The organism is Salipiger mangrovisoli, from assembly GCF_015223355.1.
In the GTDB taxonomy this organism is placed as follows: domain Bacteria; phylum Pseudomonadota; class Alphaproteobacteria; order Rhodobacterales; family Rhodobacteraceae; genus Salipiger; species Salipiger mangrovisoli.
On sequence record NZ_JADFFK010000018.1, the window covers coordinates 76,673 to 89,135 of the forward strand.

The 12,463-nt window shown below is 68.7% G+C and carries 11 protein-coding genes; 5 read left to right on the forward strand and 6 right to left on the reverse strand.

Annotation, left to right across the window (positions count from 1 at the left end):
• From IQ782_RS21020 to IQ782_RS21030, 3 genes are read left to right on the forward strand one after another with little or no spacing between them, the layout of a single operon-like run.
• On the forward strand, window positions 1-2,643 hold the full coding sequence (locus IQ782_RS21020) for a response regulator (RefSeq protein WP_194136635.1): 2,643 nt from the start codon (window positions 1-3) through the stop codon (window positions 2,641-2,643).
• Complete coding sequence (locus IQ782_RS21025) at window positions 2,640-3,005, forward strand: response regulator (RefSeq protein WP_194136636.1); 366 nt, start codon at window positions 2,640-2,642, stop codon at window positions 3,003-3,005. The genes IQ782_RS21020 and IQ782_RS21025 overlap by 4 nt, the downstream gene beginning before the upstream one ends.
• Complete coding sequence (locus IQ782_RS21030; protein ID WP_194136637.1) at window positions 3,005-4,534, forward strand: adenylate/guanylate cyclase domain-containing protein; 1,530 nt, start codon at window positions 3,005-3,007, stop codon at window positions 4,532-4,534. The genes IQ782_RS21025 and IQ782_RS21030 overlap by 1 nt, the downstream gene beginning before the upstream one ends.
• On the opposite strand, the gene IQ782_RS21035 is transcribed toward IQ782_RS21030, so the two are convergent.
• Both IQ782_RS21035 and IQ782_RS21040 read right to left on the reverse strand, forming a co-directional pair.
• The gene (locus IQ782_RS21035; RefSeq protein WP_194136638.1) at window positions 4,524-5,447 is read right to left on the reverse strand and encodes an ornithine cyclodeaminase family protein; all 924 of its coding nucleotides are present in this window, start codon (window positions 5,445-5,447) and stop codon (window positions 4,524-4,526) included. The two genes, IQ782_RS21030 and IQ782_RS21035, sit on opposite strands and share 11 nt — an antisense overlap.
• 11 nt (window positions 5,448-5,458) lie before the next feature.
• The gene (locus tag IQ782_RS21040) at window positions 5,459-6,571 is read right to left on the reverse strand and encodes an alanine racemase (protein WP_194136639.1); all 1,113 of its coding nucleotides are present in this window, start codon (window positions 6,569-6,571) and stop codon (window positions 5,459-5,461) included.
• Window positions 6,572-6,661: 90 nt separating this feature from the next.
• Here IQ782_RS21040 and IQ782_RS21045 point away from each other — a divergent pair, with 90 nt between their 5' ends.
• On the forward strand, window positions 6,662-7,561 hold the full coding sequence (locus IQ782_RS21045; protein ID WP_194136640.1) for a LysR substrate-binding domain-containing protein: 900 nt from the start codon (window positions 6,662-6,664) through the stop codon (window positions 7,559-7,561).
• A 42-nt stretch (window positions 7,562-7,603) separates the two neighbouring features.
• Here the strand turns inward: IQ782_RS21045 and IQ782_RS21050 are convergent, their stop codons facing one another.
• The 4 genes from IQ782_RS21050 to IQ782_RS21065 form a co-directional block, all read right to left on the reverse strand.
• On the reverse strand, window positions 7,604-8,890 hold the full coding sequence (locus tag IQ782_RS21050) for a TRAP transporter large permease (RefSeq protein ID WP_194136641.1): 1,287 nt from the start codon (window positions 8,888-8,890) through the stop codon (window positions 7,604-7,606).
• Window positions 8,887-9,477: a TRAP transporter small permease gene (locus IQ782_RS21055; protein WP_240989453.1), complete on the reverse strand. Its 591-nt coding sequence runs from the start codon at window positions 9,475-9,477 to the stop codon at window positions 8,887-8,889. The genes IQ782_RS21050 and IQ782_RS21055 overlap by 4 nt, the downstream gene beginning before the upstream one ends.
• Before the next feature lie 71 nt (window positions 9,478-9,548).
• Entirely contained in the window at window positions 9,549-10,538 is a 990-nt protein-coding gene (locus tag IQ782_RS21060; RefSeq protein ID WP_194136642.1) for a TRAP transporter substrate-binding protein, read from the reverse strand.
• Between the two features lie 44 nt (window positions 10,539-10,582).
• Window positions 10,583-11,653: a 4-hydroxythreonine-4-phosphate dehydrogenase PdxA gene (locus tag IQ782_RS21065; RefSeq protein WP_194136643.1), complete on the reverse strand. Its 1,071-nt coding sequence runs from the start codon at window positions 11,651-11,653 to the stop codon at window positions 10,583-10,585.
• 107 nt (window positions 11,654-11,760) lie between these two features.
• Between IQ782_RS21065 and IQ782_RS21070 the strand changes: the two genes are divergently transcribed.
• Window positions 11,761-12,432, forward strand: a complete 672-nt coding sequence (locus IQ782_RS21070) for a GntR family transcriptional regulator (protein WP_194136644.1) — start codon at window positions 11,761-11,763, stop codon at window positions 12,430-12,432.
• Window positions 12,433-12,463 lie beyond the last annotated feature (31 nt).

Consider the following 12,463-nt stretch of genomic DNA (forward strand, 5'->3'; position numbering starts at 1 on the left):
GTGAGCCGGATCGGCTTTCGCATCGGCGGGCTGTCGGCCGCGCTGCTCGGAGTTCTGGTGCTCTCGACCCTCGTCATGGCGGTGGAATTCTCGGCCAACCAGACGCGCATCGCCGAAGCGACCGAACGTTTCCGGCGTTTGCAGCTCGCCGCCGGGGCGCAGCGCGACTTCGGCGCGCTGCGTTACTGGCTGGCCGATCTGGCGGTCAGCCAGCTGACCCTCTCCGAGCGCAACGCCGGGGCGGCCCGCGACCGGCTCACCGAGCGCATGGGCGAGCTGCGAAGCTTCGCGCCCGAGGCAGCATCGGTGATCGAGGCCGCGCTCGAGGGCATCTGGGGCAGTGCGATTGCTGCCGTCGACGCCTATGCCGCGGGCAACCGGGTTGTGGGCAACACGCTGCTGTCACAGGCGCGGATGCAGAGCGAGGCGGCCAGCGGTGCGCTGGCCGATCTGGTGGACACCCTGTCGCGGCAATCCGAGCAGGCCAACCGCACCGCGGCCACGGCGGCGCAGGCGGCACGGTTGCGCGCCATCGTCATCTGCGCGCTGATCGTGATCGCCGGGGCAGGTCTGACGGCCGTCGTGCTGCGTTCGATCCTGCGCCCGCTCAACCGCATAGACCGGGCCATGATCGACGTGCAGCAAGGCCGTGCCCCCGCGGACCTGCCGCCCGAGGGTGGGGACGAATTCGGCCGCCTGTCGGGCACGCTGCGCGCGCTGCACGACGCGCAGCGTGCCCGCGCCGAGCTCGAGCAGATCAACGCGAGCCAGAGACGCACGGTGCTGACCGCGATCGAGACCATCCCCGATGGTTTCGCGCTCTTCGACGCGCAGGACCGGCTGGTGCTGCGCAACCGGCGGTTCCTCGAAATATTCCCCTTTGTCCGCGCACTTTCCGAAACGGCCACCTATGCTGAACTTCTCGATGCCGAACTGGACGCAGGCATGGTCGAGGTAGCGCAGGGTGACCGAGAGGCATGGCGGGCGGATTGCCTTGCCCGCCATTCGGACCCGAGCGGCTCGCGCGTCGAGGTGGCCCATGGCGGTCGCTGGCTGCTGGTCTCGAAGCGCAAGACGCCCGACGGCGGCACGGTGGCCGTCTACTCCGACATTTCCGAGCTGCGCGACCGCCAGCTCGACCTCGAAGCGGCCCGTGCCGAGGCGGAACAGGCGAACGAGGCCAAGAGCCGCTTCCTCGCCTCGATGAGCCACGAACTGCGTACCCCGCTCAACGCGATCATCGGCTATTCCGAGATGCTGATCGAGGACGCCGAAGAGACGGGAGACAAGGGCACCGTGCCGGATCTCGAGCGCATCGAAAGCTCGGGCCGGCACCTGCTGGCGCTGATCAATGACGTTCTCGACCTGTCGAAGATCGAGGCCGGGAAGATGGAGCTTTTCTTCGAGGAGGTCGACATCGCGGCGCTGGTCGAGGACGTGCGGCTGACCGTGGCGCCGCTGTTGGCGATCAACAGCAACAGCCTTTTCGTAGCGGTGGCTCCGGGTGTCGGCAGCATGAGGACGGACCGCACCAAGCTGCGGCAGAACCTGTTCAACCTGCTCTCCAACGCCAGCAAGTTCACCAGCGCCGGGCGGGTCGATTTGCGCGTCGCGCGGGACGGGGACGTGGTGAGCTTCGAGGTAAGCGACGAGGGCATCGGCATGAGTGCCGAACAGCTCGGGCGGCTTTTCCGGCCCTTCGTTCAGGCCGAAAGCTCGACCGCGGGCAAATACGGTGGCACCGGGCTGGGTCTGTCGATCGTCAAGAGCTACTGCGAGATGCTGGGCGGCAGCGTCTCGGTCGTCTCCGAGCCCGGCAAGGGCTCGATCTTCACCATGCGCCTGCCGGCACGCGGTGCCGAGGCGACCAGCCCAAAGGCCCGCGCCACTGTGCTGATCATCGACGACGACCCCGCCGCGCTGACGAGCCTCGGCACGGCTGTGAAAGACGCCGGCTACGCGGTGTTGACTGCCTCGGACGCGGAGGCGGGTCTGGCGCTTGCCCGCGAACACCGGCCCGAGACGGTGCTGCTCGACATCATCATGCCCGAGCGCGACGGCTGGTCGGTGCTGCGCACGATGAAGGAGGACCCGCTGCTCTGCGAGATTCCGGTGATCATGGTCTCGATCCTGTCGGACCGCGAGATGGGGCTCGCCTTCGGCGCGGTGGACCTGCTCAGCAAACCGGTCGATCCCGCGCGCCTCCTCGCTGCGCTGCAGGCGCTGACCGGGGCGCAGCCGCGCGAGGTGTTGCTGGTCGATGACGATCCGGCGACGCGCAGCCTTTTTCGCCGCATCCTCGCGCGCGAGGGTTGGGCGGTGCGCGAGGCCGCCGATGGCGCGCGCGCGCTCGCGCTGGTGGCGGAGCGGATGCCGGGGCTGATGGTGCTCGACCTGATGATGCCCAACCTCGACGGCTTCCAGACCCTGCGGCGGCTGCGCGAGACCGAAGCGGGGCGGGGCCTGCCGGTCATCGTGGTCACCTCGAAAGACCTGACGCGGCGCGAGTTCGACTGGCTCCAGGCCAACGCGCGCGACGTTGTGGTGAAGGGCGGTGACGGGCGCGCCGGCCTGCTGGCGGCCATCTCCCGGCAGGTTGGGACGGGCCGGATTGCGGAAACCTCCGGGGGGAAGAGCATATGACGACGATCCTGATTGTCGAGGACAACGACATGAATCTCGACATGCTGAGCCGACGGCTTCAGCGCAAGGGCTACCAGATCCTCGCCGCCCGCGACGGGCAGCAGGGGATCGAGGTGGCGCGTTCTGCGCGGCCCGACCTCGTGCTCATGGACATGAGCCTGCCGGTGCTCGACGGCTGGGCGGCGACACGGGCGTTGAAGTTGGACGCCGCGACTGCCGCGATCCCGGTGATCGCGCTCACCGCCTATGCGATGGAGGCGGACCGCGTGAAGGCGTTGCAGGCGGGCTGCGACGATTTCGGCACCAAGCCGATCGACCTGCCGGGCCTGCTGGTCAAGATCGAGGCGTTGCTGGCGCGCTGATGCGGCGGGCGGGGGGCGATATCCGCGAGGTGGCGCTGGCGACACGGGTGATCCAGCGCCTCGCCGGCCCGGCCGAGGCCATCGCCGGCATCCAGGCGATCGTGCTCGAGGAGATACGGGCGCTGCATCTGCCCGAGGTGGAGGCGGATGCAGAGCGGGTTGCTGCCGCGGCGCAGGAACTGCTGACGATGATCGCGGTGGTGGCGGACTCCGGCGTCGCCCCCAGCGAACGGCAGAGAGTGCGCCACGATCTGCGCACGCCGATCACCGCGATCATCGGCTATTCCGAACTGGTGGCCGAGGAGTTCTCGGAGGCCCTGCCCGAGGGGGTGCGCCAGGACATCCGCTCGGTGGTGGGGGAATGCGCCCTGCTGCTGGCCCAGATCGACAGGGTTCTGGGGCCGGAGGCGGGGGCCGCGGGCCTGGCGGGCTCGGCGCTCGACGGGCGCATTGCAGCCTCGGTCGAGCGCAGCCTGTCGCGGGACGGAGGCGTGGCGCATGGCAAGGGCGGGCGGGTTCTGGTCATCGACGACACCGCCGAGAACCGCGACCTCTTGCGCCGGCAGCTCGGTCGGCACGGGCATGAGGTCAGCACCGCGGCCTCGGCCGCCGAGGGGCTGGCGATCCTCGAGCGGGCCGACATCGACGTGATCCTGATCGACGTGCTGATGCCCGACATGAACGGCATAGAGCTGCTGGCGCGGATCAAGCAGGCCCCCGACTGGCGGCACATCCCGGTGATTGTCATCTCGGGGCTGAAGGACCTGCGCGCGGTGTCCCGCTGCATCGCCGCCGGGGCCGAGGATTACCTTCAGCGTCCGGTCGATGCGGTGCTGCTGCACGCGCGCGTCGGCTCCTGTCTCGAAAAGCACCGCTGGCACCAGCGCGAACTGCGTTACCTTGCCGAGATCGAATACGAGCGCGACCGCGCCGACGCGCTTCTGCACGCCATGCTGCCCGCGCCGGTGATCACCCGGCTGCGGGCGGGCGAGACGGTGATCGCCGACCGGGTGCCCGCGACGACGATCGTCTTTGCCGACATCGTCGGCTTCACCCCCTGGACGGCGCGGCTCGACCCCGGCGATCTGCTGCACCGGTTGACCGAGATCTTCCTCGCCTTCGATGATCTGGCGGCGCAGCACGGGGTCGAGAAGATCAAGACCATCGGCGACGCCTACATGGCCGCCAGCGGCGTGCCGCTGCCGGCCGAGGATCACGCCGAGCGAGCCCTGCGGTTTGCCCGCGCGATCCTCCCCGAGATCGCCGCACGGACCGACGGCGAGATGACCCTGCGCGTCGGGCTGCACAGCGGGCCGGTGATCGCCGGGCTGATCGGCCGCAGCCGCTTCGTCTATGACGTCTGGGGAGAGACGGTGAATCTTGCCAGCCGCATCGAGGGTGCGGGTGTGCCGGGGCGCATCCACCTTTCGGACGTGACCCGGCAGCTGCTGCGCGGCGGCGGCGCGTTCGAGCCGCGCATCAGCGCGCTGCGCGGGGTCGGTGCGCTGCGCACCTATCTCACGGATTGAGCCCCGCCGCGGCGAGGATGGCCTTTGCCATGTAGAGATCCTGAAGCGAGATCCCGGAACTGTCGAAGATGGTGATCTCTTCGGCGCTCACGCGTCCCGGCGCATCGCCTGCGAGCACCGCTCCGAGGGCGGTCAGCCTTGCCCCGGCGGCGGCGTGCTGGAACTCGCCGATGCGCGCCGACTGCTCGGGCAGATCGCAGAAGAGCCGCGCGCGGGTGAACAGCGCGGGGGGCAGCTCCTGCTTGCCGCGTGAATCCGATCCCATGGACGAGACATGTGTGCCGCCACGGACCCACTCCGCATCGAAGAGCGGCGCGGTCGCCGTGGTGGCGGTGACGACGATGTCCGCGGCGCGCACCGCCGCTTCGGGCTCGGCGGCCTCGGCGGGAAGCCCCTCGGCCCGCAGCGACTCGGCAAAGGCGCTGGTGCGACCGCGATCGCGGCCAACGACAAGGATGCGGGACAGCGGGCGGATGCGGGCGATCGCCCCGGCCTCGTAGCGCGCCTGGTGGCCGGTGCCGAAGAGCGCGAGCACGCTGGCCTCGGGGCGGGCGAGTGTTTCGGTGGCCACCGCATCCGCGGCGGCGGTGCGGTAGCAGTTCAGCGCCGATCCCTCGATCACCGCGCCGATCCGGCCGGAAGCCTGGTCGATCAGCAGGATCGTCGAGGCATGGCGCGGCAGTCCGCGGGCGTCATTGCTGGGGAAATAGGCACCGACCTTCAGCCCGGCAAGCTCGGGCGCGGCGGCGGATTTCACGGTGAAGCGGTTCCGCGGGTCGCTGCCGTGGCCAACCACAACCGGAAAGCTGGCCGCGCCCTCCGACACGGCGGCGAGGAAGGCGTCCCGCGCGGCTGCAAACGCGCGGGCGTGCGTCGCGAGCGCCGCGGAGCGCTCTTCGCTGATAAGGATCATCTCGGTCGTCCTTACCAGCCGCCGAAGCGGGGCCAGGTGGCCATCGGCCCGCCGTCCGCAGGGATCACATGGTAGCGCGCGTGCTGCGCGGCCGTGGCGCAGGCGTGATTGGGCAGGATCCGCAACAGCGTGCCCACCGGCAGGTCCGGCATCTCTGCCTTGCTGCCGGGGCGCAGCGAGACGATGCCATGCTCCTGGTTGGCGCCCGCGACGATGAGGTCCGGGACCTCTCGCCCCGCGGCATCGCAGACGAGCCCGTAGCCCTGATCCACCGCCTGTGCGGCCGTGCCGCGGTCGCGTGACATCGCCATCCAGCCGGCGTCGATCATCAGCCAGCCCTTGGACCGCTGATGCCCGATGACGGTGGTCAGCACGCTGAGCGCGATGTCGTCGCGCGCGCAGACCCCGATCCCCGCCATCACCAGGTCGAAGAACATGTAGACCCCGGCGCGCAGCTCGGTGACGCCGGACAGGTCGCGGGCGGCATGGGCGGTGGGCGTCGAGCCGGTGCTGACCACGGCGCAGGTCAGCCCCGCGCCGCGCAGCGCCTCGGCCGCCCGCACCGTGGCACGGCGCTCCATCTCGGCGAAGCCGGCATGGGCTTCGCGGCCGCTCACTCCGTAGCTTTCACCGGCATGGGTGAGCACGCCGCGCAGCAGCCCCGCGTCCTGCAGGAGCTTGCCGATCCGGATCAGCAGCGGGTCATCGGGTACGAGACCGCCGCGGTGCCCGTCGCTGTCGATCTCGATCAGCGCCGGCACGCCCGCCTCGGCCACGGCCCGCGCCTGTGCCAGGCTGTCGAGGATCACCGTCAGGTCGCAGCCCGCGGCCCGCAGCGCCTGCACCCGTGGCAGTTTCCGCGGGGCGATGCCCACGGCGTAGAGAATGTCGGTATGGCCGGCGGCGTGGAAGACCTCGGCCTCGGCCAGCGTCGAGACGGTGATCGGCCCGCCGAGCCGGCGTGCGATCTCGGTGGATTTCGCGGTCTTCAGGTGCGGGCGCAGGGTGACGCCAAGGGTCTGCGCCTGTGCGGCCAGCCGGTCGATGTTGCGGATCATCCGGGCCTCGTCGAGCAGCAGCGCCGGGGTGGTCAGCCCGTCAAGGGCAGGATGAGCGGTGGTCATGGGGCCTCGTGTGTTGGTCGCCCTGTCATAGCATCGGCTGCATTCAGGAGATATTCACGTACGGGCAAGGCTATATTAAGTTCAGACTTAATGATTGATCCCGCCGACCTCCGTTTCCTCACCGCGCTTGCCTCTGCGCCCAGTCTCGCCGCCGCGGCGCGCGAGCTGAACGTGACCCCGCCTGCCGTCTCGCAGCGGCTCGCGCTGCTGGAGGAACGCCTGCACTTGCGGCTGGTGGACCGGGGCCGCGGGTCGCTGGGGCTGACCGCAGAGGGGGCCTATCTGGTTGAGCGGGCGGGGGCGATCCTCGGCGCGCTGGCAGAGCTGACCGACGAGATGGCGGCGCGGGCGGGGCGGATCGAGGGACCGCTGCAGATCATCGCGCCCTTTGGCTTCGGGCGGCTGCGGGTGGCGCCGGTGCTGGCGCGCTTCGGTGCCGAGAACCCGGACCTGCGGCCTCGGCTGATGCTCAGCGAGGACCCGCTCGGCGTGATGCACGGGGGGCCGTGGGACGTGCTGATCCACGTCGGGCGCCTTCCTGACCTGCGGATCACCCAGCGCAAGCTGGCCTCAAACCGGCGGTTCCTTGTCGCCGCGCCCGAATATACCGCGCGGCAGGGCTTGCCGATCAGCCCGGCGGAGGTGGCCAAGCATCGGGTGGGCGTGGTGCGCGAGGATCGGGCCGACACGACGCTCTGGCCGCTCACACGTCAGGACGAGGAGCTCAGTCTGCGCGTCGCGCCGGTCTTCAGCTGCAACGACGGCGAGGTGCTGCGGGGCTGGGCGCTCGCGGGACATGGCATCGTCGAGCGTTCGGAGTGGAGCGTAGCCGAAGACCTGCGGGCGGGACGGTTGATCCGGGTGCTGCCCGGCTGGGTGCTGCCCGATGCCGATATCGTGGCGCTGCTCAACCCGCGCGCGGTGCGGGCGGCGCGGATCGATGCCTTCGTGGACCGGCTGGCGGCCGAGGTCTCGGCGGGCCGATCCTGATCGCGGGCCGGCCCCGGGGAGAGCCGACCCGCGACGGATCCGCTACATGCCGTAGACGAGGTCCACCAGCGAGAGAGAGACCGCCGGAACGTAGGTGACGAGCAGCAGCACCAGCACCAGCACGCCCACGAAGGGCAGGTTGGTGACAGAGGTCCGCCACACGTCGGTGCGGGCGATCGAACAGGAGGTGATCAAGACGCTCGCGACCGGCGGGGTCTGCTGGCCAAGCGCGATATTCAGCGTCAGCAGAATACCGAATTGGATGGGGTCGATGCCAAGCTCATGCACCAGCGGCATGAAGATCGGCACCGTCAGGATGATCGCCGCCGCTCCGTGCAGCACCATGCCCACGAAGAGCAGGAAGAGGTTGATGATCATCAGCACGGCAAGCGGGTTGGTGGTGATCTGGGTGATCCCCGCGGCCAGCCGCTGCGGCATCTCGGTCTCGGTGAGGTAGAGGCCCAGCACCGCCGAGGCGGCCACCATCAGCATCACCACCGAGGTCTGCAGCACCCCGTCCACCAGCGCGCGGTAGAGATGGCGCAGGTCGATCTCGCGGTAGATGAAGACGCCGATGAAAAGCGCTGCCACCACCGCCAGTGCCGCGCCCTCGGTCGCCGTGACCACGCCGCCGAAGATGCCGCCGAGGATCACCACCGGCAGGATCAGTGCCCAGGACGCCTCCTTGGCGGTCTCGCCGAGGCGGCGCAGCGAGAAGGCCTCGTCGCGCGGCAGGTCGTAGCGGCGCGCCATGTAGTAGCACAGCGCCATCAAAAGCCCGCCACCCAGAACGCCGGGCACGATGCCCGCGACGAAGAGCTTGACCACCGAGGTGTCGGACATGGCGCCGTAGAGGATCATCGGGATCGACGGCGGGATGATGATCGCCAGCGAGGCCGACGACGAGGTGATCGCCGCCGCCATGCGCGGCGTGTAGCCCTTGTTCTTCATCGCCGGGATCAGCACCGAGCCGGTGGCGGCAACGTCGGCCACGGCGGAGCCCGAGATCTCGGCGAAGAACATCGACACGCCGACGTTGACCATCGCCAGGCCGCCACGCACGAAGCCGATCAGCGCCGAGACGAAGGCGATGAGCCGGGTCGAGATGCCGCCGGTGTTCATCAGCGCGCCGGCAAGGATGAAGAGCGGGATGGCGATCAGCGGGAAGCTGGTGGCACCGTCGTAGAGCGACAGCGCGGCGTTGAGGAAGCCGAGCTCGCCGTTGAGCAGGAAGACCCCCAGGAGAGCCGAGCCGAGGATCGAGAAGGCGATGGGCATGCCGACCGCGATCAGCACGAACATGAAGAGCAGGATACCGGCTTCGATCATTGGGTGGCCTCACGGGCTGAGGGGTGGCTGCGCTGGCTCTTGCCGCGGGCCTCGGCCAGCTCGGCCTCGGCGCGGGCGATCTCGTGCTCGATCTCGGCGGTGTCGGGATCGACCCCGTCGCGCACGGCCTGCAGGCGCTCGGGCAGGGTCAGCAGCCGTCCGAGGATCATCAGGCCGAAGCTGACCGGCAGGATGCCCTGCAGCACGGCGCGCGGCACGAAGCGGACGGTGGTCATCACCTCGTCGCCGAAGATCTCGAGGATCGCCCAGCCGGCCCAGGCGATGATCAGGCAGATGGTCAGGAACAGCAGCTCGACGAGGCCGAAGAGCGCGAAGCGCCCGGCCCCCGGCAGGCCGAACATCAGCCCGTTGAACCCCATGTGGGAATTGCGCACCACGGCCAGCGCGGCCCCGGTGAAGGTGATCCAGGCGAGGAGCGCCGCGGCGACCTCGTCGTACCAGATCAGCGACTGGCCGCTGTAGCGGTAGGCGACGCCCAGGAGGACGACGCAGGCCAGCGCGACGATCATCGCGATGGTGGCGATCTGCAGGAACAGGTCGAGCCAGCGGGTGGGACGGGACAGCAAGGTTGCCTCCGGGAATTCTGCGAGGGGAGAGGCGGCGCGGGGCTCCCGCGCCGCCGGTTCACCTGACGGGCTCAGGAACCCGAGCCATTGGCCAGCGAGAGAGCCTGGTCGATCATCTCCTGACCGCCCGTCACCTCTGCCGCGAACTTCTCGTAGATCGGCTTCGAGGCTTCGACGAAGGCATCGCGGTCGGTCTTGTTGACCTCGAGCCCGCCCGCTTCGAGCTTGCCCACCAGCTCGGCGTCCTGCGCCTCGCCCTGTTCACGGGCCCAGAGCGCGACTTCCTGCGCGGTTTCCTCGATGATCTTCTGCACCTCGGGGTCGAGCTTTTCGAAGGCCTTCACGCCCACGGTCGGGTAGGCGGGCGAATAGACGTGGTTCGATAGCGACAGATACTTCTGCACCTCGTTGAGCTTGCCGCCGTCGATGTTGGTCATCGGGTTTTCCTGCCCGTCGACCACGCCGGTCTGCAACGCGACGAACAGCTCGGAGAAGGGCATCGGCGTCGGGTTGGCGCCGTACTCCTGGAACATCGCCACGCGCCAGCTGGAATTCGGCGTGCGGATCTTCAGGCCCTTGAGGTCGGCGGGCGTGGTCACCGCGTGCTTGGAGTTGGTGATCTGGCGGAAGCCGTTCTCCCAGATTGCCAGCGGCTTGTAGCCCTTGGCCTCGGCGGCGGGCTTCAGCACGCTGTCGAACAGCGCCTCGTCGATCTTGGCGAGATGCGCGCGGTCGGCGACGAGGAAGGGCAGGTCGAAGAGCGCGTATTCCGGCGCGATCTCGGGCATGGTCGAGCTGGGCAGGGTGATGTGCATCGTGCCCAGCTTGATCTTTTGCAGCATGTCCTTGTCCTTGCCCAGCTGCGAGCTGTCAAAGACCTTCACCACCGCCTTGTCGCCGAGTTTCTCATTGGCGCGGCGGGCAAATTCCTCGGCGGTCTGGTCCTGCAGCGAGCCGTCGGCGGCGCTGAGGCCGAAGATGATCTCGGTTTGCGCCAGCGCAGGCGCGGCCTGCAGCGTGACGGCGACGGCGCCGATCAGTGCGATATGCTTGAGTTCCAAGTTGTTCTCCTCCCTGAGTGCTTGGTCCTGTTGGTGGGGTGGGCTCAGCCGGCCAGGACTTCCGGTTCGGTGAGCGCCGCGATGGCCCCGGCCGCGTGCTGGCGGTCCTCCTCCGTGGCGGGCGGACGGGGCTGCAGCCCGGCCAGCTTGCGGCCGAGAGCGATGGCATTGAAGGTGGCGCCGGTGTCGGCGCGGCCCTGACCCGCGATGTCGAAGGCGGTGCCATGCGCCGGGGTCACGATCGGGAAGGGGTAGCCGGCAACCAGCGTCACCCCCCGGTCGAAGCCGATCAGCTTCATCGCGATCTGGCCCTGATCGTGGTACATGGTCATCACCGCGTCGAACTCTCCCCCCTTGATGGCCCGCACGAAGACGGTATCCGAGGGCACGGGGCCGGTCACGTTAATCCCTTGGGATTTCGCGATTTCGATGGCGGGGGCGATCACCTCGTCGTCCTCGTGGCCGAAATTGCCGCCATCCCCGGCATGCGGGTTCAGCGCGGCGACGCCGATGCGCGGATTGGGGATGCCCGCGGCGGTCATCACGTCCGAGGTGAGCTTCAGGCTGTTCGCCACCCGCTCTGTGGTGATCGTGGCGGCGACCTTGCTCAGCGGGATGTGCGAGGTCACGCGGGCGTTCCACACTTCGTCGAGCACGTTGAATTCACGGCCCGACTGCTCGGCGCCGGTCACCGCGTCGACGAAGCCGATCTCGTCCACGTAGGAGGGGCGGGCGAGCCGCATGGAGTGCTTGTTGAACGGGGTGAAGGCGACGACGCCCGCGATCCCGGCCTTGGCAAGAAGCAGCGCGGTGGCGAAGTTCTGCAGCGAGGCGCGGCCCCCGGCGACCGAGGATTTGCCCGCCGGCACCGAGGCCGGATCGCAGTTGCCGAGGTCGAGCAGCACTGATCCTGCGGGCAGGGGGCCGGCCAGTTCGGCGGTGGAGATCACCGGCAGCTCGGCCTTCACCCCCGCGATCTGCGCCCCCTTCGCCAGCAGCCGTGCATCCCCGATGACGATCAGATCGCCAAGGTTCGCCTGCGCATCCGCCACGATCTTCGCGGCCAGTTCAGGCCCGATCCCGGCGGCATCGCCGATCGCCAATGCGACTCGCATATTCGATTCTCCTCCGCATGTATTTTGTATATTTTGTTTTCCGATACGGTATCGCATGGCAAGGAAAAACTTGCTAACCTAGGAAAAAGACCAGAACCGGAGGTGTCATGGACCTGTCTTCAGCTTCCGCCATGCCATTGCAAATCAAGAAGGAATCCCTGCACGATCAGGTCGCGAACCGGATCAGGGATCTCATCATCGAGGGCTACCTCGAACCTGGCAGCCGCATCGATGAGGTGCAGCTGCTCGAGCAGTTGGGCGTGTCGCGCACCCCGTTCCGCGAAGCGCTGCGCACGCTGGCGGCCGAGGGGCTGATCGTCATCCAGCCCTCGCGCGGGGCAACCGTGCGCAAGCTCTCGCCGCAGGATGTCTTCTCGATGCTCGAGGTGCTGGGGCATCTTGAGAAGCTTGCCGGGCAGACCGCCTGCCAACGGGCGAGCGATGCGGACATCGCCGGGATGCGAGGACTGCACGAGGAGATGCTGGCGCATTACCGCAAGCGCGACCGGCTGCCCTATTACAAGCTGAACCAGGAATTCCACGCGCGTCTGGCGGCGCTCTCGGGCAACGAGACATTGCAGGAGATCCAGCAGAACATCCAGGGACGGCTGAAGCGCATCCGATTTGTCGGCAACGGCACCGAGCGGTATTGGGCCGAGGCGGTGGCCGAGCACGAGGAGATGATCGCCGCGCTCGAAGCGCGCGACGGCGACCGGCTCGGCGAGGTCATGTCGCGGCACCTGACCAACACCTGGGACCGGGTGAAGGACACGCTCTGATCTGCCACTCATCTGCCCGACACGGGTGGCC

What these genes read in the sequence shown, in the direction of transcription:
- IQ782_RS21065 (WP_194136643.1), bottom strand. Translation starts at nt 11,653, where the DNA reads ATGCGAGTCGCATTGGCGATCGGCGATGCCGCCGGGATCGGGCCTGAA.
- IQ782_RS21025 (WP_194136636.1), top strand. Translation starts at nt 2,640, where the DNA reads ATGACGACGATCCTGATTGTCGAGGACAACGACATGAATCTCGACATG.
- IQ782_RS21030 (WP_194136637.1), top strand. Translation starts at nt 3,005, where the DNA reads ATGCGGCGGGCGGGGGGCGATATCCGCGAGGTGGCGCTGGCGACACGG.
- IQ782_RS21035 (WP_194136638.1), bottom strand. Translation starts at nt 5,447, where the DNA reads ATGATCCTTATCAGCGAAGAGCGCTCCGCGGCGCTCGCGACGCACGCC.
- IQ782_RS21045 (WP_194136640.1), top strand. Translation starts at nt 6,662, where the DNA reads ATGATTGATCCCGCCGACCTCCGTTTCCTCACCGCGCTTGCCTCTGCG.
- IQ782_RS21050 (WP_194136641.1), bottom strand. Translation starts at nt 8,890, where the DNA reads ATGATCGAAGCCGGTATCCTGCTCTTCATGTTCGTGCTGATCGCGGTC.
- IQ782_RS21040 (WP_194136639.1), bottom strand. Translation starts at nt 6,571, where the DNA reads ATGACCACCGCTCATCCTGCCCTTGACGGGCTGACCACCCCGGCGCTG.
- IQ782_RS21070 (WP_194136644.1), top strand. Translation starts at nt 11,761, where the DNA reads ATGGACCTGTCTTCAGCTTCCGCCATGCCATTGCAAATCAAGAAGGAA.